The sequence below is a fragment of the Pseudomonas sp. P4_C4 genome, from assembly GCF_056402055.1.
This window is the reverse complement of sequence record NZ_JBFUID010000021.1, coordinates 66,505-90,141: the sequence shown is the minus strand read 5'-3', so window position 1 is coordinate 90,141 and position 23,637 is coordinate 66,505. Positions and strand designations below refer to the sequence as shown.

The window sequence follows — 23,637 nt, the reverse complement described above, 5'->3', positions numbered from 1 at the left end:
CCGCAGTCATGGACCGGCCGCAGACCTGGCCGCCGAATTGATTGCCCACGCACCGGCGGGCCTGGAAAAAGTGGTGTTCCAGAGTTCAGGATCGGAAGCAATCGATACCGCGATCAAATTCGTTCGCTACTACCACATTGCGCTGGGAAAACCGGGCAAGACACGCCTGATTGCACGTCACCGCAGTTACCATGGCACCACACTGGCCGCCGCCAGCCTCACCGGTTTGCCCAACATGCATAAAGGTTGGGGCGAGCCCCTGGCCGACGTCATCCATGTGCGTTGCCCACACCTCTATCGCCAAGGCCTTCCCGGGGAAACCGAAGAAGCGTTCTCCACCCGCCTAGCCGAAGAGTTGGAGCAGACCATTCTCGACGCTGGCCCTGAAACCATTGGCGCCTTCTTCGCTGAGCCTGTGATGGGCACCGGTGGCGTGATCCTGCCGCCAGCCGGGTATTTCGCCAAGGTTCAGACGGTACTGCGCAAGTACGACATTCTGATGGTGGCCGACGAAGTGATCTGTGGCTTCGGGCGCACCGGCTATTACTGGGGCTGCCAGGCAATGGGCATTCAGCCCGACATGCTGACCTGTGCCAAAGGTTTGTCCGCAGCGTTTCAGCCGATCTCGGCTTTGCTGCTCAGCGATCAGGTCTATCAGGTCATCGCCGATCAGAGCAATACCCTGGGTGGCCTGGGGCACGGCTACACCTACGGAGGGCATCCGGTGGCCGCAGCCGTTGCACTGGAAACCCTGCGCATGTACGACGAGTTRGCTATCGTCGAACACGTTGCCGAGGTTGCCCCGGCCTTCCAGGCTGGCATCAAAGCCTTTGCCGATCATCCACTGGTGGGCGATGCACGCGGCATCGGTCTGATGGCGGCACTGGAGTTCGTCGCTGACAAGCAGACCCGTGAACCCTTCCCCGCCGAATTCAAAGTGGCCAGCAAGGTCAGCGATGTCCTGCAACGCAACGGCATCCTGCTGCGCGCACTGGGCGACACCCTGGTGATGGCACCGCCGCTGATCGTCGATGCCGATCAGATCCAGACTATTCTCAAGGCTGTGGCTCAGGCACTCGATGAAGTCCTCGCGGGTATCCGGTCATGACCGCACAATCCGGCCGCGCGCTTACCAGGGTCCCTATGCCACTACCCGACAACATCGAAGCACCCGTAGCGGAAAGTCCGGTACTGGTCCGGTTCGAAGGTGTACACAAAACATATGACGAGCGCAGCTGGGTCGTAGACAACCTGGATTTGAACATCCGCCAGGGCGAATTTCTGTCCCTGCTGGGCCCCAGCGGATCGGGAAAGACCACCACACTGATGATGCTTGCCGGTTTTGACGCGCCAGACCGTGGCCGTATCCTCATGGACGGCACTGACATCAGTAAACTGCCGGCTTATAAACGCGACATGGGCGTGGTCTTTCAGAGTTACGCCTTGTTCCCGCACATGAGCGTGGCCGAGAACGTCGCCTTCCCCCTCAACTTGCGCAAAATACCGGCCGCCGAAGCAAAGGTTCGCGTCAAGGAAGCGTTGGACCTGGCTCGTCTGGAAGGATTTGAAGATCGCAACCCCGCACAGTTGTCCGGAGGCCAGCAGCAACGTGTCGCGCTCGCCCGAGCGCTGGTGTATCGCCCACGCATCCTGCTGATGGACGAACCGCTGGGTGCCCTCGACAAGGGTTTGCGCGAACACATGCAACTGGAACTCAAAGCCATCCATAAACAGCTGGGCATCACGTTTGTCTACGTCACTCACGATCAAGACGAAGCCATGACCATGTCGGATCGCGTGGCGGTTTTCAACGAAGGCAAGATTGCCCAGATCGACCGACCTGAAACCATTTACAACCGCCCTGCCACACGCTTCGTGGCGAACTTTCTGGGTGAAACCAATGTACTGGAAGGTGTCCTGGCCAGTGTCTGCGGCAATCTCGCACGAATCCGCCTGACCGAAGGCGACACGGTCCACGAGGCGTTTTGCTCTGATCCCGGCCTGGTCGCAGGTCTCCCGGCGGCGCTGGCGATTCGCCCCGAGAACCTGAGGCTGGCAACGCCGGGAGAGGCCGCGATTCAGGCCCGCGTCGTCGACAGCATCTTTCATGGCGCCCACTGCAAGCTGCGCCTGGTGATGACCGATGGTTGCGAGCTGTCGATGACTTACAACCCGGGAAGCCTGGGCCAGGCACCACCCCTGCCCGGCGAAAGCGTGAGGCTGGCGTTGCCTGCCGCACAGGCAATGATTTTGCGCTGAACGCCCAAAACAACAAGAACGCGTCGATCTGTTACGTCACTTCTGCCGACCACAACTAAATCAAAAGTCTGGGAGTCACATCATGTTCAATCCATGCTCCGTTCGCAGTCTCTCCTTCGTTTTATGCGGGCTTGCCCTGTTCCAGGGAACCGCTCAGGCCAGAGACCTCACCGTGGCCTCATGGGGCGGTGCGTATCAGGATGTGCAGCGTAAAATCTTCTTCGATACATACAGTCAGGCCAGCGGCAATAAAGTCATCGATGACAGCTGGGAGGGTGGTATCGGCCTGCTGAGAACTCACGCTGAAGGTGCAGACAGTGGGTGGGATGTGGTTCAGGTCGAGGCCGAAGACCTGCAACTGGGGTGCGGTGAAGGGCTTTTCGTTGCGATGGACTTCAAACGAATTGGCGGCAAAGACAACTACATTCCCAGCGCGGCCAGCGAATGCGGTGTGGGTAGTGCGGTCTACAACTTCGTGCTGAGCTACGACACCAGCAAAGCCAGCCGTACTCCAAAAGACTGGAGCGACTTTTTCGACACCAAAACCTTCCCCGGCAAACGCGCACTGCGCCAAGGCCCCAAGGGCAACCTGGAAATCGCCCTCATGGCCGACGGTGTTGCACCGGCCGACGTCTACAAAGTCCTCAACTCGGCTGGTGGCGTAGAACGCGCCTTCAAGAAACTCGACACTATCAAGAGCCAGCTGCTGTTCTGGAAAGCGGGTGGCCAACCGATGCAACTACTCGCGTCGGGTGAAGTGAATATGACCACGTCCTATAACGGCCGGGTGACCAACGCTATCCACCAGGATCACAAACCGTTCGGGCTGGTGTGGAATCAGTCGCTGCAAACCATGGACAGCTGGGTGATCCTCGCCAACTCGCCGAACGTCGACAAAGCCTATGGCCTGCTGGATGTGATGGGAAAAGCTGAAAACCAGAAGAAATGGCCAAGCCTGCAGCCGACCGGGATCACTTCCGTCAAAGGCATCGCTGAAACTGACCCGGCGGCGCTCGCTGACTCCCCAAGCGCACCGCAGAACAGCGCCAACGTGCTGGTGCTCAACGACAAGTTCTGGGTTGACCGTATCGACGAACTAAATGCCAAGTGGACCGCCTGGTCGGCCCAGTGATCCGGATCGAGTAAATAGACATGAGTGCAATCGTAATCAATGCCTCATCACCGGTGGTCGCCCGCAAGGATCGCGGCGCCCTCTGGCGCGCCTACGGCCTGCTGGCACCTCTGGTGGTGTTTCTTGCCCTGACCTTCGTCGGTCCGATTGGCACATTGCTGTGGCGCGCAGTCGCTGACAGCGAACTGCCCCAGGCGATGCCCGCGACGGCCCGTGCCGTCTCAGACTGGGACGGCACTTCAGCCCCAGACGAGCGTTTGTTCAAACCGTTGGTACAAGACCTCAAAGCGGTATCGCCCCGCGACCTCGCGGCGGCTGCCCGCCGCTTGGCTTACGAGGCGCCGGAACTGCGTGGTTTACTGATGGCAGCCAAACGCGAGGCCGGCGATCTCGACGGCAGCAGCGCGAGCATGCAAACGCTCGATCCACGCTGGCTGGAAAATGCAACCTGGCAAACCTTCAAACGGGCCTCTGGCCCTGTCGGGACTTACCACATGCTGTCCGCCGTGGACATGAAACACGACTACCAGCAGGGCCTGGTCGCCAAGGATGAAGCCGGTCTGTATCGCTCGATCCTTGGGCGCACCTTTGGCATCGCCGCCATCACAACGCTGGTTTGTGTACTGCTGGCATTCCCGTTGTGCGTGTTTCTGGACCGCCGAACGCCCAAGGCCCGCAACGCGCTGTTGCTCCTGATCCTGCTGCCGTTCTGGACATCGATTCTGGTTCGCACGACCGCCTGGATGGTGCTGTTACAGGACCAAGGCATCGTCAACGCGATGCTGTTGAAGCTGGGATGGGTCAACAGTCCGTTGCACCTGCTATACAACCGCTTCGGCGTGATTCTGGCGTTGGTTCACGTGATGCTGCCGTTCATGGTGTTCCCACTGCTTTCCGCCATGTCCAGTTGCAATCGCTTGTTGGTACAGGCGGCCTACTCGATGGGGGCTCGCCCACCGCGGGTTTTTTTCCAGGTCTACCTTCCACAGGTCCTTCCTGGACTGGCGGCCGGTGCCTTGATGGTCTTCATTGTCACTCTCGGTTTCTACATCACGCCCGCATTGCTCGGTGGGCCGGCTGATCAAATGATCAGTTTCTATATCGCCCAATTCACTACCGGCACCCTGAACTGGGGCCTGGCTTCGGCATTGGGGTTGGTGTTGCTGGTAGCGACCACCCTGCTCTACCTCATTCAGGCGCATCTGGCCCGCCGCAGCACAGGAGCTAAGTGATGATCCGTAATCCCAATAGTGGGCCGATGGCCTGGTTCGGCAATTTCGGCATGTCATTGAGTGGCTACCTGGTACTGGCCTTCCTGTTGTTGCCCATTCTCATCGTGCTGCCACTCTCATTCAGTGACAGTCGCTACATGTCACTGCCACTGGGACACTTTACTTTGCGCTGGTACGAGGACTTCTTCTCCTCCTCGCAATGGCTGAGTGCGCTGTTCAACAGTTTTGCGGTGGCCCTGGCGAGCACCGCGCTTGCCGTGATCCTGGGTGGGCTGGCGGCGTTAGGACTTCGGCACCCGGCCATGCCAGGCAAACGATTCATCGAAGTCCTGTTGATCGCACCCATGATCGTGCCAGCGGTCATCGTCGGCGTGGGCATGTATTTTGTGTTTTCCAATGCGGGGCTGACACGAACCTATCTGGGGCTGATTCTGGCGCATACCACCTTGGCGGTGCCGTTCGTGGTGGTCAATGTCGGCTCGGCACTGGGTGGTCTCAATCAGCGCCTGTTATGGGCAGCTGCGAGCATGGGCGCGACGCCCTGGACAACCTTGCGCAAAGTGACATTGCCGCTCATCTCGCCGGGCCTGTTGTCCGGAGGACTCTTCGCCTTTGCCACTTCCCTGGATGAAGTGGTCGTAACCCTGTTTCTCGCCGGCCCCGATCAGCGGACGCTGCCTCGCGAAATGTTCACGACGGCCCGAGAAGCATTGAGTCCAGTCCTGCTTTCCGCGGCCACCATCATGGTGCTGTTTGCCACCCTGCTGTTGCTGTTGTCACGCGCCGTGTCCCGCCGTTCCTGAACTCAGGCCTGCATCGCAGGCCTTTTCTCACACGTCACTCACAGGTTCCGCCTGTGGGTCAATGCGCCTGCGCGAAAGCCTTCCAAAGCCGCATTAGGTGCTTGACACCGCTTCCGACCGACTACTAGCATCGCTCACACAAAGAAACACGGTTTCGCTGAAAAGAATTAGATACATCCTTTGTCCGCGTCACCACTCTTCGCTCACTGCCATAAAAAATCACGCATCCGGCCCCGACCGGACACCGTCTGCACCATAAATACAGAGAGCCTCAATGAACCTCATATCCCGCAATACCTTTGAGAACGATCAGGATTGCAGTCTTTACAACCGCATCGCCTGGCGAATCCTTCCGTTTCTCTTCGTTCTTTACGTGGTTGCCTTCCTCGATCGGGTCAACGTCGGTTTCGCCAGATTGCAGATGGCCTCCGACATCGGTCTGAGTGACGCGGCGTTCGGCTTTGGCGCCGGCGTGTTCTTTCTGGGCTACTGCCTGTTCGAGGTGCCCAGCAACATGATGCTCAAGCGGGTGGGCGCACGTCTGTGGATCACTCGGATCATGGTCATGTGGGGGATCATTTCGACGTCGATGATGTTCGTCTCTACCCCGACCTCGTTTTATGTATTGCGCTTTTTGCTGGGGGTCGCAGAGGCCGGGTTTTATCCCGGGGTCGTTCTCTACCTGACCTTCTGGCTGCCGTCTTACGCGCAATCGCAAGGGCTGGCCTGCCTGAGCCTTGGCGTCGGCATCGCGGGAGTTCTGGGCGGCCCATTGTCCGGCTGGATCATGCAGACATTTGCTGGCGTGGCGGGCATGGCGGGCTGGCAATGGCTGTTCCTGCTCGAAGGCCTGCCTGCCGTGGTCCTGGGTGTCGCGGTGTACTTTTATCTTGAGGATCGCCCTGGCAAATCCCGCTGGCTGACGGTCGAACAAAACGCCCGGGTGGTCGCCGATCTGGAGGCTCAGCGTCTGTCCCACGAAAGAGCTGGCGCGGTGCATACCTTCCGCGGCGCTTTCAGCCATCGCGGCATCTGGTGCCTGGTGTTCGTCAATTTCGCACTGCTGTGCGCCACCTATGGCATGTCGTTCTGGATGCCGCAGATCATCAGGGGTTTGGGCGAACAGTCGTTGCTGCAGACGGGCCTGATCTCGGCAATCCCATTCGCGGTTGCGTCGGTATGCATGCTCATTGTCGGCAAACATTCCGACCGTACCCGTGAACGGCGCTGGCATGCATCGCTCTCGATCCTGGCCGCTGGCATTGGCCTGGCAGCGAGTGCCGCGCTGCATACGTCCCCTTACCTGTGCCTGTTCAGTCTGTGCATCGCCATGGCTGGCTGCCTGTCGGCGTTCAATGTGCTGTGGGCCATTCCCGGCACATTACTGACCGGTTCGGCGGCAGCGGCCGGCATCGCATTGATGACCACCGTCGGCAATCTGGGCGGTTACGCCAGCCCCTTCATGATGGGCTGGATCAAACAGGCTTCCGGCCACCTTGAATACGGGCTGTACGTTCTGGCGGCACTGACGCTCGTCGCTGCATTGGTGATGACCAGCGTACGTCCTGCAAGCCAGGCGACACGCGCAGTGGCAATGCCGGGTTGATGCTCTCGATGACATCCACACACCAGGAAATAATGATGTCCAAGACCGGATTTTTCTTTGATGAACACTGTTTTTGGCACAGCGGCGGCCTGTTCGCGCTCACCCTTCCCGTCGGTCAGTGGGTCGAGCCGCCCTCGGGCTCGGCGCATGCTGAATCGCCGGAGTCCAAGCGGCGGCTAAAAAACCTCCTGGACGTCAGTGGGCTGAGTCGCCACCTGCACCTGCAGGGCGGCACGCCGGTCACCCTCGAACAAATGCAACTCGTGCATACCGCAGCGTATTTGCAGCGCTTTCGGCAAGTGTGCGAGGCCGGCGGCGGAATGCTTGCGCCCGGTGCACCCGTCGGGCCGAGCACTTATGAAATCGCCCGGGTCTCAGCCGGCCTTGCCAGCGCTGCGGTCGATCAGGTGCTCCAGGGTGAACTCACCAATGCCTACGTGCTCAGTCGTCCACCCGGACACCACTGTCTGCCGGACCAGGCCATGGGTTTCTGCTACCTGAACAACATCGCCATCGCCATCGAAATCGCACGCGAGCGATTTGGCGTTCAGCGGATCGCCGTTCTGGATTGGGACGTGCACCATGGCAATGGCACCCAGACGATCTTCTACGAGCGTGACGATGTGCTCACGTTGTCGATCCACCAACAACGCGCCTTCCCCCGCGGCTATACCGGTGAAACCGACAGGGGCAGCGGCAAGGGAATCGGCTCCAACTTCAATATTGCCCTGCCTCCCGGCAGCGGTCATGAAGCCTACCTGCATGCAATGCACCGAATCGTCCTGCCGGTTCTGGAGCGTTACCAACCTGAATTGATCATCGTGGCTTGCGGCTTCGACGCCAATGGTGTCGATCCGCTGGGCCGGATGCTGCTGCACAGCGACAGCTATCGCGAATTGACCCGATTGATCAAAGACGCCGCCGAGCGCTTATGCGCAGGCAAATTGGTGATGGTGCATGAAGGAGGCTATGCAGAGGCCTATGTACCGTTCTGTGGCCTGGCCACCATCGAGGCGTTGAGCGGAAAACGGACCGAAGTACGCGATCCGATGCTGGAAATGCTTCAGACCCAGCAACCCGATTCCGACAATGTTGCCTTTCAGAAAAGTGTGATCGAGCGAACCGCAAGCCTGTTTCATGAGACCACCTAATCGGGCGTTGCCTGCTTGCAGGCACGCCTGGACAACCCACCCGAGGACGCTCCCCAACCAATGAGATGACAGCGTTTTCTTGCGTTACACGTTTAGGCCTTTTGCCGGCGAAACCCGGCAAACCACAACAAGAAAAATTCCATAAGCCCTCAAACTGCCGCTGACAGGAATACAGATGTCCATTACCGAAAACGATGTAAACACGCCTCTCGACTCCGCCTGTACCGATGCAGGCCGCCGCCAGGTTTTAAAAGGGATTGTCGGCGGGGTGATCGCCGGCTCCCTGCCCGGGGTTGCCTGGTCGGCTGCCGCTCAACCCGCGTTGGCCGGCGCCCAAAAACCGGCGAAAGCGACGGGAGAGATTGTCGACTGGAGTGCAGCTCAACTGAGCCTGGCCATTCATGGGCGGCAGGTGTCGTGCCGCGACGTGATGGCGGCCTACCTGGCGCGTATCGAGCAGCTCAATCCCACCTATAACGCCATCGTCGCCCTGCGCGACCCCGACAGCCTGCTTAAAGAGGCTTCGGCCTTTGACGCCAAACTCAAGGCCGGTGATTCCCTGGGTTGGCTGCATGGTATCCCGCAAGCGCCCAAGGACCTGGCGTTGACCAAGGATATCGTCACCACCTTTGGCTCGCCGTTGCTGCAAAAAAATCAACCCAAGGTAGATTCGATTCACGTCGCCCGGGCACGCGCGGCGGGTGCGTTGATGATCGGCAAAACCAACACGCCGGAATTCGGCCTCGGTTCCCAGACGTACAACCCGGTGTACGGCCCCACTCGCAACCCCTACAACCGGCAGAAAACCAGCGGCGGCAGCAGCGGTGGCGCAGCCACGGCGCTGGCGCTGCGCATGCTGCCGGTGGCCGATGGCAGTGATTTCGGCGGGTCGCTGCGCAACCCGGCGGCATTTTGCAATGTATACGGCATGCGCCCGAGCCAGGGCAGGGTGCCCCGCAGCCCGGCGGATGAAGTGTTTATCTCGCAGCTTGGCTACAGTGGCCCGATGGCGCGCACGGTGCCGGACCTGGCGTTGCTGCTAGCCACCCAGTCGGGCCTGGACCTGTCCGACGCGCTGTCCCTGGAAATCTCGGCCGAATTGGCTGCGCTGACCCCGCATAACGTCGAACACGCGCTCCAGTCCCGACAAACCGGCAAGAAAATCGGCTGGCTGGGGGACTGGGGCGGTTACCTGGCCATGGAGCCCGGCATCCTGGAGCTCTGCGAAAAAGCCCTGGGCAACCTCGCAGGCCAAGGCATGGTCGTCGAGCCGCTCAAGTCACCGTTTTCGCCCGAAAGCCTGTGGGACACTTGGTTGGTGCATCGTCATTTCGGCATCGGCAACGGCCTGCTCAAGTACTACGAGGACCCGACCAAGCGCGCGCTGCTCAAACCCGAGGCCATCTGGGAAATCGAGGGTTCGCTGAAGCTGTCCGCCGCAGACTTTTTCAACGCCAGCAAAGCCCGGAGCGCCTGGTACAAGACCCTCGTGACGCTGTTTGAAACCTACGACTATCTAGCGGTGCCCACCGCCCAGGTGTTCCCGTTTGACATCAACGAACACTGGCCCAAGCAGATCAATGGCCGCTCGATGGATACCTACCATCGGTGGATGGAAACCTGCTTCCCATGGACCTTGTCCGGCAGTCCGATCATCAGCGTTCCCGTGGGTTTCGGCCCCCAGGGACTGCCCATGGGCATGCAACTGATCGGACGCCCGCGGGATGACCTGGGCCTGCTCAAGCTGGCGTATGCCTATGAGCAACATAATGATTGGGTCAACACCAAACGCCCGGTGCTCCAATAAAACCTGCCACGCCAACACATAACTAAAAAGCGCAGCGTTCGGCCGAGCCCATTGGCCGGCGCGTGCGCCCCTGCACCCGGGATGTGAAAATGAAGAACAAACATGTGTTTCATGTTGCGCTGACCTGCACCCTCCCCCTGAGCGCGTTGGCCGACAACAGTGGCTTTATCGAGGACTCGCACTTTTCCATAAAAGCCCGCAACTTTTATATGAACCGCAACTTCCTCGACAACCGCACGTCGCAAAACTATTCGGAAGAGTGGGCCCAAGGCTTTATCGGGGTTTTCGAGTCCGGGTTCACCACGGGCACCGTCGGGTTCGGTATGGACGCCATCGGTTTGCTCGGCATCAAGCTGGACACCGGCAACGGCCGCAAGGGCGGTGGGACGCTGTTGCTCGAGGAGGACAGTGACGGCACCAAATCCCAATATGCCAAGGGCGGTGTGGCGGTCAAGGCGCAACTGTCAAACACCCTGTTCAAGTACGGCGAGCAACTGGTGAACCTGCCGGTGCTGGCCACCAGCGACAATCGCCTGCTGCCGGAAACCACCCAGGGCTGGCTCGTCACCAGCAAGGAAATCACCGACCTGACCCTGCACGCCGGCCACTTCACCGCCATGCGCAACCGAGACCAAAGCGAGCATGACAGCGGCCGTCTCACCTCCCTCGACCTGATCGGCGGCAGTTACCAGATCAACCGCAACCTCAATGCCCGGGTCTACCATTCGGATGTCGAGGACTACTGGCGCAAATACTACGTGGGCGCTACTGCCAGCCTGCCCCTGGGCGACGGCTACACCACCAAGTTCGACTTCAACGGCTATGACACCAAGAGCCAGGGCCAGCAGCGCGGCGGTGTGCTGGACAACCGCATCTGGAGCCTGTCGGCTTCGCTGGCAGTCGGACCGCACACATTCATGATTGCCCACCAGCGCGTCACCGGCCATGGCAAATACAGTTACGGCGTGGACGGTAATAGCACGGTGTTCGTGGCCAACTCAGTGCAATACTCGGACTTCAACTACGAAAACGAGCGCTCCTGGCTGGCCCGCTACGACTTAAACTTTGCCGCCCTCGGCGTGCCGGGGATTAGTTTTATGACGCGCTATCTGAAGGGTACGGACTTCCACACCGCGCAGACCGATGACGGTCACGCATGGGAGCGGGATATCGAAGTCAAGTATGTGCTGCAATCCGGACGCGCCAAGGACTTGTCATTCAGGGTACGCCAGGCAAGCTTCAGGAGTCCTGATCGAGGCGTAAACCTCAACGAGGTGCGTTTGATCACCGAGTATCCGATCAACCTCTTCTGATCCGACGAACCTGGCTGGAAGCGCCCAAGCTACCATTTCGATACAAGAGGTGGCTTGGGCATCGACTACAACCGCCGGTACGTTCCCGCGTGTAATCGCTCACTGATTTCCGCTGCTGCCGACTGCAACTCACGCAGCATGACCGCAGGCGGCGGCGTGGCAATTGCCGCGCTAGGGCCGACAATGCCGATAGTCCCGACAATCACGTCATTCTCGCGAAAGATCGGACAGCACAAAGCATTGATACCCATGGTCACTTCACCGTCGGCATCGTCATACAGGCGTTGGCGTATCAACTCCAGTCGTTGCATCAGCGCGTCTGGGTCATGCAGCGTACGCTCGGTCAGGCGCGGCATCTTACGGCGCATCACCCGTTGTTGACTGGCGGCATCGGAGAACGCAAGCACCGTGCGCCCCTGTGCTGAACAGTAAGGCAGTACACGATTACCCGGCTTGACCGAAATACAGACGTTGGCCTTGGATTCGACACATGACACCACCAGCGCGGTGTCGTGAGTCGCGACCGCCAGTAGTGCGGTTTGCCCTGTGGCATCACGGATACGCGTGAGGTAGGGGTCAGCGATAGCGCGCAGATCAAACTGCTCACCCGCGGCTTCACCATAGGCAACCAGGCGGGGGCCGAGCAGGTATTTTTCGCTGACGGGATCCTGTTCAAGAATGCCGAGCTGGCGCATCGACGCCAAATGCCGGTAGGTCCTCGGCTTGGCGGTTTGCAGCAGATGCGCCAGTTCAGTCACTCCCAAAGGGCGGCGTGCGGCCGTCAGCTCATCGAGCAGACGGAACACCATTTCCACTGACTCCAGCAATACGGGGCCGGTGGTGGGCTTTTCGTCATCCTGTTCCAAGAGGTCACCTCTAGTCGATAACTGGAAAAGCCCGATTGTATCTCCTGCCGAAACACTTTTGTTGGTCTGCGATATCAGATGCTCGATAGTTCGGGCAATCCTTTAACGTCCTTGGCGCCTGGAGGCTTGACTGAAAACATGACAAACGCCCCTATCAACGTCATTCCGGCCAGCGCATACAGGCCATATTCCAGATGGCCACTACTCTGCTTGACCCACCCCATCATGAATGGACTGGCATAGCCGCCCAAATTACCGACGGTGGCGATCAGCGCGATCCCTGCCGCCGCCGCAGTACCGGTCAGTAGCACGCCGGGCACCGCCCACAAGACACAGAAACCCGCCAGACCACCCGACATGGCCAAACTCAGCCCTGCCAACGACAACACAGGTTGATCATGGAAGTACGCTGCGATGGCAAGCCCTAGGGCAGAAGCCAGATTGCAGAGCGTACCGTGCCAACGTCGCTCACGTTTTTTGTCCGAGTGGCGGCTGACCAATACCATGAGGACCGAGGCGACCGCGAAGGGAATGGCAGCAATCAACCCGGTCTGAAACAGGCTTTTTACCMCAAGCCCCTGAACGATCTGCGGCAGCCAGAATGACACCCCATAGGTGCCGCACAGTAATGCAAAGTTGACGTAGATCAGGCACCACAAATCTTTATTGACGAATGCCGCACGGCAGTTGTGGCCCGCCCCGGCCGCCTCATGGTGCTGACGCTGAGCCGCCAGTTGCTGCACCACGCGAGCGTTCTGTTCCGGGCTCAACCAGTGCACTTTGCCAGGTCGATCGTCTAGGTAAAAGAACACCGCGATACCCAGCAGTACGGCCGGTATCCCCTCCAGCAAGAACAACCATTGCCAGCCCGCCATGCCCGCTACGCCGGCAAACGTCTGCATGATCCAGCCGGAGAGCGGACTGCCCAGAACGCCGGCCATCGCAATGCCCAGATTGAACCAGGCCATGCCTTGGGACCGCGCGTAGGAAGGAAACCAGTAGGTCATGTACAGCACGACCCCAGGATAAAAACCGGCCTCTGCCATGCCCAACAGAAAGCGCAGGATATAGAAGGCAGTTGGCGTTTTGACGAACATCATTGAGATCGACAGCAATCCCCAGGTGATCATGATCCGGGTGATCCAGAACCTCGCCCCTACGCGCTGCAGGATCATATTGCTGGGGATCTCGCAGAGGCAGTAGCCGATGAAGAAAACCCCGGCGCCGAAACCGAACGCAAGATCGCTCAAACCGATATCGGCCGACATCTGAAGCTTGGCAAAGCCAACGTTCACGCGATCCAGAAAGGCGACCACATATAAAACGAAAAGAAACGGCAATAGACGCCAGGCAATACGGTTGTAGAGCAGGCTGTCCTGTTCATTGTCGAAGGTGCCGCGGGATATGAGGTTCATCGCTGTACTCTTGTAATTGTTGTGCATGCGAAGAGGTGCGCATAAGGCGCAGGTTTGAACGGACTACGCAGCGCTCCCCAAAATGAAATCGGCACACCGTTCACCGATCATGATGCAGGGCGCATTTGTATTGCCGCTGACGATGGTCGGCATGATCGACGCGTCGGCGACGCGCAGCCCCTGCACGCCATGCACCCGCAAATCGGGCCCGACCACTGCGTTGGCATCCGTCCCCATGCGACAGGTTCCCGCAGGATGGAAAACGGTTTTTGCAACACTGCGCACGTAGTCCTCCAGCACATGATCTGGAATGTCGTCGTGATCAGGAAGCAACAGCATGTTTTCCACCACGCAGGCCAGCGATGGTGCACGCAGGATGCGTCGAGCAAACTTCACTCCAGCGACCATGGTACTAAGGTCGTGCTCATCACTCAGATAATTAGCCTTGAGTGACACTTCCTGCATCGGGTCAGCACTTTTGAGGCGCAGTTGGCCGCGCGAGCGTGGCCGCAAGGCACAAGGGTTTATCGAAATACCGTGGCCACTGGGGGGCAACCGGTCGATGTCACCGACCAGCGCGGGCACCACGTGAAATTGCACATCGGGCCGGCCGCAACCGGTGGCATCAACAAAGGCCCCGCTCTCGACCACGTTGGAGCTGAGCAGGCCCGAACGGTTGGCCAGGTACTTGATTCCATGCCCCAACGCCCGCAAGCCTCGGTCATGTCCGAGCAAGCTGACAGGTTCACGCGTTTGCGCATAAACCGAAGCACTGAGGTGATCCTGGAAATTCTCGCCCACACCCGGCGAGTGAACTCGCATTGCAATGCCCATTTCTTCCAGGTGAGCCTGTGGCCCGATCCCCGACAGCATCAAAAGCTTGGGTGAAGCGATCGCTCCGGCACTGACAATGACCTCTGCACGGGCGGCAAAGCTGATCGCAGCGCCTTCACGATCCACGGCGTGAACACCCGTGACCCGACGGCCATCGAATAGCAGTTCGGTGACATGGGTCTCGGTGAGCACCTTGAGGTTTATGTTGTTGCGCAAAGGCCGTATGTAAGCCACCGCCGAACTGGCGCGCCGACCGTGTGAAGTGGTGGTCTGATAGAAGCCCGCGCCCTCCTGCCTCGCGCCATTGAAATCATCTGTCTCGGGCACCCCCGCTTCGACAGCCGCCCGCACAAAGGCGCGGCTCAAGGCATGCCGGTGCCCCGGGTCACTGACAGTCAGCGGGCCCGACTGGCCGTGCAAGACACCGCTTAATCGGACATTCGACTCACAGCGCCGAAACACCGGCAGAACGTCCTGCCATCCCCATCCGGGACAACCGTTGGCCTGCCAATCGTCATAGTCTTCTGCCTGGCCGCGAATATAAATCATCGCATTGACCGAACTGCCACCCCCCAGTGTGCGGCCTTGTGGAATGTAGACCTGGCGTTGGTTGACGAAAGGCTCGGGTTCGGTGCGATACATCCAGGTACGCCGGGAGCCGTGAACCCGGATGAAGGTGCCGGGAATGTGAATGTAAGGATGATTGTCAGCCGGCCCTGCTTCGAGCAGTAGGACCTGTTTGCCAGCATTCGCCAGCCGTGCGCTCAAGGCACAGCCAGCGGAACCGGCCCCGACCACAATGAAATCGAAGGTTTGCATTGGCATTGTTCTCGGTGTTGGGCGTCCTTGTTCAGCCGATCTGGCTGACGAATTTGGTGGTGAAGTACGCGTCCAGCCCTTCACTTCCGCCCTCGCTGCCATAACCGCTGTCCTTGACACCACCGAACGGCGTTTCCGGTGCGGCCAAGCCGAAGTGGTTGATGGAGACCATGCCGGACTCCAACTCATCAGCCAGCAACGTAGCGCGCTGGATCGATCGTGTGAACGCGAACGCTGCCAGCCCGAAGGACAAGCCATTGGCCTTCTCGATGACTTCTTCGACGGTATCGAAGCGGACAATAGACGCGATCGGGCCGAACGGTTCTTCGTTCATCACCCGTGCGTTTTCCGGCACATCGGTCAGCACCGTGGCGGGATAGAAGAAGCCTGCGCCGTCGACGGTTTTACCACCCAACGCCAGTTGAGCGCCGACAGCCAGAGCATCATCTACATACTCCTGCACAGCGGCCACGCGACGTGGATTGGCCAACGGGCCCAACTGCGTCGAAGCATCATGGCCGTCACCTATCTTTATGGCTGCACCGGCCGCGCAGAACGCATCAACAAACTGCTCAAACACCGCCGATTGCACATAGAAACGCGTAGGCGAGGCACAGATCTGGCCGCCATTGCGGAATTTCAGGCCCGCCCCCAACGCCGCCACGGCCTTGACGTCAACGTCATCGCAAACAATGAACGGTGCATGCCCGCCCAGTTCCAGCGTGCAGCGCTTGAGGTACTGACCCGCCAGCGCACCCAACGCGCGACCGACCGGTACCGAGCCGGTGAACGACACTTTACGAATGATCTCGGAACGGATCAGGTAATCGGACACTTCGGCCGGTACGCCAAACACCAGGTTCAGTACGCCGTCAGGCACGCCGGCATCCTGAAACGCCCGGCACAACTCGATGCAGGATGAAGGGGTTTCCTCCGGGCCTTTGGCAATGATCGAACAGCCGGCCGCCAGTGCGCCGGCAATCTTGCGCACCAGTTGGCTGACCGGGAAGTTCCAGGGACTGAAAGCCGCTACCGGCCCTACGGGCTCACGCAAGACGGTTTGTCGGACGCCTCGGGCACGCGCAGGAATCACTCGGCCGTACGCGCGACGTCCTTCTTCGGCGTACCAATCAATGTGATCGCCAGCGCCGAAGGCTTCAAGTTTGGCTTCCGCCAGCGGCTTGCCTTGTTCCAGGGTGATCAGCGCTGCTATTTCATCCGAACGTTGACGCACCAGGTCGGCCGCACGACGCAGGATTTTCGAGCGCTCGTAGGCCGAGGTCTTGCGCCACACCTGAAAGCCACGCTGTGCCGCCGCCAGCGCGCGGTCCAGATCGGCAGTCGCGGCCAGGCTCAGCTTGGCGATCAACTCGCCGGTGGCAGGGTTAAACACATCGGACTGACGCTCGTGGGCGCCAGCAGACCATTGACCGTCAATCAGCAGGGATTCGATAACTCGCATGTAATTGGACCTTTGGAGAATTGAACGCAACCAGTTTCATTGAAAGAAACTATGTTTCTCTGTGTAGCACAATCCTAGGAGTCGAAAAGCTTGGATGTCAAGGCCAAAAAGTCGCTTGACCACTTATTGTCGAGCGCGCTAGCTTTATCTCACAGAGAAACATAATTCCCACAAGAGAAACAAAGGTACGAGCCGATGAGTATTGCCAATGCACTGCTTCATAACTGGGATGACCTGCCTCGCGAAACCGTCCGCAAAGGCGTTGAGCGCGTGGCTTTCCGTGGCGATAACACGCTGTGCGTCATGAACTGGCTGACCCCGGGCATGGATGTTTTTCCCCACAGCCACACCTTCGAACAGTTGGTGATCATCGTGCAAGGACGCGTGCGCTTTCATTTGGGTGACGACGTGGTCGAAGGGGGACCGGGCAGCATGATCCGCATACCACCCCATGTGGTGCATTACGCCGAACCGATCGGTGACGACGTGGTGATGAACCTGGACGTGTTCTCGCCGATTCGCGATGACTATCGGCACCTGATCGAATACCAGGCTGGCGAATTCGCCGACGCCGGGCAAGCACGGTCATGAACGGCATGAGCTTCTCGACCCGGCTGCGCGCCGGCCAGTCACTGATCAGCACGTTCATCAAAACACCAAGCCATGCGGTGGTGGAGATTGCCGGTGACTGCACGCTGGATGCAGTGGTGCTGGACGCCGAGCACGCGCCCTTCGATCAAGGCAGCCTTGATCGTGGCCTGCTGGCCTGCCGTGCCGCGCAGGTAGCCGGCCTGGTGCGCGTTGCCGACGACCGCCCCAGCACGCTGTTGCAGGCGCTGGACCTGGGTGCCGACGGCCTGGTTTTGCCCCATATCGTCGATGCTGCACAGGCACGTCAGATATTGCAGGCAACCCGGTATCGCCATGGCAGTCGTGGTTTCTCCAACTCGCCCAGGGCCGGCCGCTATGGCAACGCCAACCTCGTCGAACACATGGCCGCTGAGGATGGTCGTCACGCGATCATTGCCCAGATCGAGGACCGCGCGGCACTGGACAACCTCGCGGCGATCGCCAGCGTCGAGCAGATCGACTGCCTGCTGGTCGGGCGAGCCGACCTGGCCGTCTCGCTCGGCGTCAGTACGCTGGATGATCCGCGCGTCGAGTCCGCTGTCAGCCGCGTGATCGACGCCGCACTTCAAGCCGGCAAGGCTGCCGGAATTTTTGTCTCCAACAGCGAAGACCTGGAGCGCTTCAGCAACAAGGGGATGCGCTTTTTCATTCTGGGCTCGGACCAGGCGGTGCTGCGCGCTGGCTGGACTCAACAGGTGCGTCATTTCCACAGTGTGACTCGCTGAACCGCCTGCAAAACAACAAAAGGTAACCCCATGAACGCCATCATCAATACATCCACCAACGAAGAACGTGAGGCGCGAATCGACAGCCTCATGCGCGGCGCCATCGACCTGCACTGCCACAGCGGTCCCTCGGTCATGCCGCGCTACTGCGACCATATTGAAGCCATGCGTGAAGCCAGCGAGGCTGGTTTGAAGGCGGTGTTGCTCAAGGATCACTATTACAGCTGCACACCGGTGACGACCCTGCTGAACAAACACTTCAGCGAGCTTGGCGTTCACATGCTGTCGGGCGTCCCCCTGAACAATTCGGTCGGCGGGCTCAACGTCCATGCCGTCGAGCACGGCTTGAAGTTGGGGGCGAAACTGGTCTGGATGCCAACGTTTTCTTCGGCCAACCACATCGCCCATCACCATCAGGATGAGAAATTCACCGAAAAATTTCCGCAAACCACTCAACGCATGCTGCAGCCGATCCCATTGACCGTACTCGATGAAAACGGTCGTCTGAAGGAAGAGGTGAAAGCGATCCTCGATCTTATTGCCGCAGAAGACGTGGTGCTGTCTGCCGGTCACCTCAACATCAAGGAAATCTGGCCGCTATTCGAAGAGGCTCGCAAACGTGGGGTTAAAAAACTGCTGGTCAACCATCCGACGTACGTGGTCGACGCCACGCTCGATGACATGCGCGAACTGGCACGTGCTGGCGTCTACATGGAGCACTCCATGTGCATGTGGGTGCCTGGATCGAAGTTCAAATTCTACGATGATCAATTTCTGCAACAAGTGATCGAAGCGGGAACCGTGGACCTGACCATTCTCGGTTCCGACTTGGGCCAGCAAGGCAATCCAAGCATCGCCGAGGGCTTTCGTAACGTGATTGGCCAACTGCTGGATCTGAACTACAGCGACGAGGATATTCGCAAGATGACCTCCGGCAACGCTTCCCGCTTGATGAACCTGTGAGTGCACGGTCATGACGCGACTTATCACACAAATTGGGACACTGTCCTTTAAGAACCCGGTCATCTGTGGAGCTGGCGAGCAGTCCATGACTCGCGATGCCATCCGCGCAGCCCTGGGCACCGGTGCTGGTGCGGTGGTAGCCAAATCCACCAATGAATCACAAGCCGCCAAGCACCAGCTCGACAAGACGGACTATGTGCTGCTGGACTCGAACTGGAACCGCTTGCCGTGGGACTTTTCCCCGCCGCCTGATGCCAGCCTGTTCGGTCGCTCAGGCTTGGTTCAGCGCGGTTTTGCCGAATGGCTCGACGACCTGGTTAAGCTGGATCTGGAAGCTCGGCAGCAAGATGCTTACGTTATTCCCAGCCTGATCCTCAGTGACCTTGAACAATGTGCGGAGTACGCCCGGCAGATCGAACAGGCTGGCCTGCGAGTGTTGGAGCTGAACATTGGCGCCCCTCACGGTGAAGAAGCAGCCAAGGGTGCCATCGTCCTTGAGCGGGGCGCGGTACGCATTGAAGCCATTGTGTCGCGTATCCGGCAGGCGACGACATTACCGCTGTGGATCAAGCTCACCGGGCAAAGCGAGGACGTCGTCGGCCTGGCTCAGGCCGCGCGCAGGGGCGGAGCCGACAGTGTCGTGATGATGGGACGTTTCATGGGCTTTCTGCCGGATCTGGAAACCGGGCTGCCCGTGCTGGGAACCAGTGCCGCAATAGGTGGCGGTTGGGCGCTACCACTGACCGCGCGCTGGCTGATGATGACGCGCAGAGCCATGGGCGACGATTACCCGCTGATCGCCACCAACGGCGCTCGTAGCGGGCTGGACGTCGCGCGCTTTTTACTTTCCGGGGCCTGCGCCACAGAGATGACCTCTGCGGTGTTCACGGGCGGCTATGAAGTGTTGTCCCGTGCTGTACGCGAGCTGGATGAATATGTAGTCAAACGAGGTCTCAGCGTCGAGCAACTGCTGGGCAGTGCGGCTGATCAGGTGCAGACCTATCAGCAGCAACCTGACCGACCTGAGTGGTGGAAAGGCTTTGCCCCGGAGTGCCCAGGGTCTCCAGACTGAAAAGGCTCGGTCGGGAGATCACTGACAGTTGGCGATTGATGTTGCCGTGAACAAGGGTCCAAAGGGCCCGCTCTTAAGAATGCACGGGTGCGGCGAACGCACAAACTGTTGGGAACTGCTATCAGCCTGGCTGAGGTAGACATCACCTCGTGGGTCGCCGACCAGCCCCTAACTCGGGTCTACAAGTTAATCATAGGCGCTACGCCGGGACAGTTCTGGCGCAGTCCCTGCTCTGCTTCCTAGCGCTGGCCAGACAGCAGCAGGCTCTTGATCAGCAAGGGATAACTGTAGGCACCTTGCGCGGAGGTAATTATTTTTGTCTTCAGCATGCTGAGGCCTACCTGGTTCTTGTTGAGGGCTTGAATGTTGGATCGGCGCGCAGTACGTACAACGGCAGGAATGCCGCGATCAGGAGTTTGCCCAGGCTTGGGAGCCTGGGCATGGGACGATCAGAACTGCGCCGCATCCAGCAGGTACAGACTCTCGCTACCGGCTTTAACCGAAGCAGTCAGAGAGTGGATACGCGGCAACAGGCGAGCGAAGAAGAAACGTGCGGTGCCCAGCTTGCTGACGTAGAACTTGTCCTGATCCTGCTTGGCCAGGGCGGTACGTGCCATCAGTGCCCACATATAGGCGTAGGTGGTGTAGCCAAACACCTGTAGGTACTCGACCGAGGCAGCACCGACTTCGTTCGGGTTGGCCTTGGCCCGCTCCAGTAGGTCAGCGGTCATCAGTTCAAGGTTCGCGATGGCGCCTTTCAGTGGCTCGATAAATTCGGCCAGGCTGCTGTCGGCCGAATCGGTGAAGGCTTTGATCTCTTCGGCGAAGTGCTTGTAGAACGCACCGCCGCTGCCGACCACTTTACGGCCGACCAGATCGAGCGCCTGGATACCGTTGGTGCCTTCGTAGATCTGGGTGATGCGGCAGTCGCGAATCAGCTGCTCCTGGCCCCACTCACGTATATAACCGTGGCCGCCGAATATCTGCTGGCCATGGGTGGTGGTTTCCAGTGCCATATCGGTAAGGAAGGCCTTGGCTACCGGGGTCAGCAGGGCAACCAGCTCCTCCGCGCGCTTGCGGGTGGCGGCGTCTTCGCTGAACTTGGCGGTATCGAGCTGCATGGCGACGTAGCTGGAGAAGGCACGACCGCCTTCGTTCAACGCTTTCATGGTCAGCAGCATGCGGCGCACATCCGGGTGCACGATGATCGGGTCAGCGGCTTTGTCTTTAGCCACCGGACCAGTCGGCGCGCGGCTCTGGATACGGTCGCGAGCGTATTCCACAGCGTTCTGGTAGCTGCGCTCACCCAGGGACAAGCCCTGGATGCCCACGCCCAGACGCTCGTAGTTCATCATAGTGAACATGGCAGCGAGGCCCTTGTTCGGCGCATCGACGATCCAGCCGGTGGCACCGTCGAAGTTCATCACGCAGGTGGCCGAAGCCTTGATGCCCATCTTGTGTTCGATGGAACCGCAGGACAGGCTGTTCTGCTCGCCCAGAGAACCGTCGGCGTTGACCATAAACTTCGGCACCAGGAACAGCGAGATGCCTTTCGGACCTGCTGGGGCGTCCGGCAGCTTGGCCAGTACCAAGTGGATGATGTTCTCGGTCAGGTCGTGCTCACCGCCGGTGATAAAGATCTTGGTGCCGGACACCTTGAAGCTGCCATCAGCCTGCGGCTCGGCCTTGGTGCGGATGATGCCCAGGTCGGTGCCGGCATGCGGCTCGGTCAGGCACATGGAGCCCGCCCAGATGCCGGAGTACATGTTCGGCAGGTATCTTTCTTTCAGCTCTTCGCTGGCGTGGGCATTGATCGACAGGCAGGCGCCGGCGGTCAGCATCGGGTAGAGGCCAAACGACAGGTTGGCCGAGCTGACCATTTCCTCGATCTGAGCCGAGATCGCCTTGGGCATGCCCATGCCGCCGAATACCGGGTCGCCACCGAGGCCGACCCAGCCGCCTTCGGCGTAGGTCTTGTAGGCGTCCAGAAAGCCGGCCGGGGTTTTCACCGTACCGTCGCTCCAGGAGCAGCCTTCTTCATCGCCGCTGCGATTTAGCGGGGCGATCACGCCGCCGGTGACCTTGCCGGCCTCTTCGAGGATGGCCGCGGCGGTGTCTTCGTCCACCACTTCAGCCAGGCCCGGCAACTGGGCCCACAGCTTGGAGACTTCGAACACTTCATTGAGCACAAAGCGCATATCGCGCAGGGGAGCTTGGTAGTCAGACATGATTGAATTACTCAGACAGTGTGCGGGCATTGCGCATGCCCCGATTAATAGAAAGGTCAGCCGCGCGGGCTTGCACCAGGGACGCGCAACGTAACTACGGTTGCGCTATCTGCAGCCGCTGGCGGCTGCTTGAGAACGCCGGACAGCGAGCCGAGGACGATCCCGCCGATCACCTCCTGCCGCTGCGTCGGGGACAAACCAGCCTGATCCAGCCAGGCCGGCAGGTTGTTGAGCCTGGCGCCGTTAGTTTGTAAGGTCGCCTTGAGCACCGGCAGCGGGCCTGTAGCGCCGGCCTCCAGCAAGCGCGCCAGGAGCGTCTCCTCCATAGCGCCTGCGCATCTGCTCGAGGCGCGAGAGCGGTGCCTCGCCTGACTCGCCCGGGCATGCTGAGACGAATGATCGCTTGGTATTCATGACGACAAGACTCCCGGGAAAAGCCAGCGGTAGCCCATCCTTGGCAACCGCTAATCAGCTATAGCGATAAAAACCATGACCGCTCTTGCGCCCGAGGCGACCGGCTGCCACCAGCTCCCTGAGCAGGGAGGGCGGGCGGTATTTGGGATCACCGAAACCCTGCTGGAAGGACTCCAGAATCGCCAGCAGGGTATCCAGACCAACCAGATCAGCCAGCGCCAGCGGCCCCATGGGCAGACCGCAACCCAACTGCATGCCGGTGTCGATATCCTCGGCAGTGGCCAGGCCTTCCTGCAGGGTGAAGATAGCTTCGTTGAGCATCGGCACCAGAATCCGGTTGACCACGAAGCCCGGGCGGTTACCCGTGCTGATCGCGGTCTTGCCAATGCGCTCGGCGAACGCCAGGGTGCGGGTATGGAAAACCTCGGTGGTTGCCAGCCCGCGAATCACTTCCACCAGCGTCATGACCGCTACCGGGTTGAAGAAATGCAGGCCGATAAAGCGCTCGGGGTGCTGTACCTGGGAGGCCAACTGACTAATCGACAGCGACGAGGTATTGCTGGCGATGATGGCCTCAGCGCTGACCTGCTCACTAACCTGCTTGAGGATGCGCAGCTTCAGGTCCAGGTTCTCGCTGGCCGCCTCGATCACCAGGCCGGCGTCGCTCAGGCTGGCATAGTCGATACTGGTGCTGATGCGTCCTAGCGCGGCGGCGCGCTGCTGTTCCGTCAGCGTGCCCTTGTCCACCTGCCGGCCAAGGCTGCGATCAATGGACACCCGCGCCTTGGCCAAGGCGGCTTCGGATATATCCACCAGCACGACGGACAGGCCCGCAAGGGCACACACCTGGGCAATACCGCTGCCCATGATGCCGCCACCAATGACACCGATAATTTCGTCGCTCAT

Annotated in this window: 20 protein-coding genes and 1 pseudogene; 13 read left to right on the top strand and 8 right to left on the bottom strand. The window is 59.7% G+C overall.

Annotation, left to right across the window (positions count from 1 at the left end; translation table 11 throughout):
* The 9 genes from AC1DXW_RS13375 to AC1DXW_RS13335 form a co-directional block, all read left to right on the top strand.
* Nucleotides 1–1,108 (top strand): aminotransferase (locus AC1DXW_RS13375; RefSeq protein ID WP_477760082.1); only part of this gene is annotated, 1,108 nt, incomplete at its 5' end.
* The gene (locus AC1DXW_RS13370) at nt 1,105–2,259 is read left to right on the top strand and encodes an ABC transporter ATP-binding protein (RefSeq protein ID WP_477760081.1); all 1,155 of its coding nucleotides are present in this window, start codon (nt 1,105–1,107) and stop codon (nt 2,257–2,259) included. The genes AC1DXW_RS13375 and AC1DXW_RS13370, both read left to right, overlap by 4 nt.
* Before the next feature lie 82 nt (nt 2,260–2,341).
* On the top strand, nt 2,342–3,391 hold the full coding sequence (locus tag AC1DXW_RS13365; RefSeq protein ID WP_477756796.1) for an ABC transporter substrate-binding protein: 1,050 nt from the start codon (nt 2,342–2,344) through the stop codon (nt 3,389–3,391).
* A gap of 20 nt (nt 3,392–3,411) precedes the next feature.
* Nucleotides 3,412–4,623 (top strand): ABC transporter permease, encoded by a 1,212-nt coding sequence (locus AC1DXW_RS13360; RefSeq protein WP_477760080.1) that lies wholly within the window; start codon nt 3,412–3,414, stop codon nt 4,621–4,623.
* Nucleotides 4,624–4,625: 2 nt separating this feature from the next.
* Nucleotides 4,626–5,426 (top strand): ABC transporter permease, encoded by an 801-nt coding sequence (locus tag AC1DXW_RS13355; protein WP_477755324.1) that lies wholly within the window; start codon nt 4,626–4,628, stop codon nt 5,424–5,426.
* Nucleotides 5,427–5,700: 274 nt separating this feature from the next.
* Complete coding sequence (locus AC1DXW_RS13350; protein WP_477755318.1) at nt 5,701–7,032, top strand: MFS transporter; 1,332 nt, start codon at nt 5,701–5,703, stop codon at nt 7,030–7,032.
* Between the two features lie 32 nt (nt 7,033–7,064).
* Nucleotides 7,065–8,183 carry a class II histone deacetylase gene (locus AC1DXW_RS13345; RefSeq protein ID WP_477760084.1) on the top strand — a complete coding sequence of 373 codons (1,119 nt, stop codon included), beginning with the start codon at nt 7,065–7,067 and terminating at the stop codon, nt 8,181–8,183.
* A gap of 175 nt (nt 8,184–8,358) precedes the next feature.
* The gene (locus tag AC1DXW_RS13340) at nt 8,359–9,990 is read left to right on the top strand and encodes an amidase (RefSeq protein WP_477755319.1); all 1,632 of its coding nucleotides are present in this window, start codon (nt 8,359–8,361) and stop codon (nt 9,988–9,990) included.
* A gap of 89 nt (nt 9,991–10,079) precedes the next feature.
* Nucleotides 10,080–11,303, top strand: a complete 1,224-nt coding sequence (locus tag AC1DXW_RS13335) for an OprD family porin (RefSeq protein ID WP_477755320.1) — start codon at nt 10,080–10,082, stop codon at nt 11,301–11,303.
* 65 nt (nt 11,304–11,368) lie between these two features.
* On the opposite strand, the gene AC1DXW_RS13330 is transcribed toward AC1DXW_RS13335, so the two are convergent.
* The 4 genes from AC1DXW_RS13330 to AC1DXW_RS13315 all read right to left on the bottom strand — a co-directional run bounded on the left by AC1DXW_RS13330 (nt 11,369) and on the right by AC1DXW_RS13315 (nt 16,699).
* On the bottom strand, nt 11,369–12,169 hold the full coding sequence (locus tag AC1DXW_RS13330) for an IclR family transcriptional regulator (protein ID WP_477755321.1): 801 nt from the start codon (nt 12,167–12,169) through the stop codon (nt 11,369–11,371).
* A gap of 74 nt (nt 12,170–12,243) precedes the next feature.
* The gene (locus tag AC1DXW_RS13325; protein ID WP_477760079.1) at nt 12,244–13,611 is read right to left on the bottom strand and encodes an MFS transporter; all 1,368 of its coding nucleotides are present in this window, start codon (nt 13,609–13,611) and stop codon (nt 12,244–12,246) included.
* A 36-nt stretch (nt 13,612–13,647) separates the two neighbouring features.
* A complete protein-coding gene (locus AC1DXW_RS13320) occupies nt 13,648–15,237 on the bottom strand; it encodes a GMC family oxidoreductase (RefSeq protein ID WP_477760078.1) in 1,590 nt (529 codons plus the stop codon).
* A gap of 31 nt (nt 15,238–15,268) precedes the next feature.
* A complete protein-coding gene (locus AC1DXW_RS13315) occupies nt 15,269–16,699 on the bottom strand; it encodes an NAD-dependent succinate-semialdehyde dehydrogenase (RefSeq protein ID WP_477760077.1) in 1,431 nt (476 codons plus the stop codon).
* A 195-nt stretch (nt 16,700–16,894) separates the two neighbouring features.
* Here AC1DXW_RS13315 and AC1DXW_RS13310 point away from each other — a divergent pair, with 195 nt between their 5' ends.
* The 4 genes from AC1DXW_RS13310 to AC1DXW_RS13295 are packed head-to-tail and all read left to right on the top strand — an operon-like array spanning nt 16,895 to nt 20,089.
* Nucleotides 16,895–17,290 carry a cupin domain-containing protein gene (locus AC1DXW_RS13310; protein WP_477755496.1) on the top strand — a complete coding sequence of 132 codons (396 nt, stop codon included), beginning with the start codon at nt 16,895–16,897 and terminating at the stop codon, nt 17,288–17,290.
* A complete protein-coding gene (locus tag AC1DXW_RS13305; protein WP_477755495.1) occupies nt 17,287–18,054 on the top strand; it encodes an HpcH/HpaI aldolase family protein in 768 nt (255 codons plus the stop codon). Before AC1DXW_RS13310 ends, AC1DXW_RS13305 begins: the two co-directional genes overlap by 4 nt.
* A 30-nt stretch (nt 18,055–18,084) precedes the next feature.
* A complete protein-coding gene (locus AC1DXW_RS13300) occupies nt 18,085–19,017 on the top strand; it encodes a DUF6282 family protein (protein ID WP_477755494.1) in 933 nt (310 codons plus the stop codon).
* Between the two features lie 10 nt (nt 19,018–19,027).
* Nucleotides 19,028–20,089 (top strand): beta/alpha barrel domain-containing protein, encoded by a 1,062-nt coding sequence (locus tag AC1DXW_RS13295; protein WP_477755493.1) that lies wholly within the window; start codon nt 19,028–19,030, stop codon nt 20,087–20,089.
* A 242-nt stretch (nt 20,090–20,331) separates the two neighbouring features.
* Here the strand turns inward: AC1DXW_RS13295 and AC1DXW_RS13290 are convergent.
* The 4 genes and pseudogenes from AC1DXW_RS13290 to AC1DXW_RS13275 form a co-directional block, all read right to left on the bottom strand.
* A pseudogene (locus AC1DXW_RS13290) lies at nt 20,332–20,418 on the bottom strand (hypothetical protein); the annotation flags it as partial.
* 120 nt (nt 20,419–20,538) lie between these two features.
* Nucleotides 20,539–22,317 carry an acyl-CoA dehydrogenase C-terminal domain-containing protein gene (locus AC1DXW_RS13285; RefSeq protein ID WP_477755492.1) on the bottom strand — a complete coding sequence of 593 codons (1,779 nt, stop codon included), beginning with the start codon at nt 22,315–22,317 and terminating at the stop codon, nt 20,539–20,541.
* A 56-nt stretch (nt 22,318–22,373) separates the two neighbouring features.
* Nucleotides 22,374–22,643, bottom strand: coding sequence for a hypothetical protein (locus AC1DXW_RS13280; protein ID WP_477755491.1), 270 nt, complete (start codon nt 22,641–22,643; stop codon nt 22,374–22,376).
* Nucleotides 22,644–22,785: 142 nt separating this feature from the next.
* The gene (locus AC1DXW_RS13275; RefSeq protein ID WP_477755490.1) at nt 22,786–23,637 is read right to left on the bottom strand and encodes a 3-hydroxyacyl-CoA dehydrogenase NAD-binding domain-containing protein; all 852 of its coding nucleotides are present in this window, start codon (nt 23,635–23,637) and stop codon (nt 22,786–22,788) included.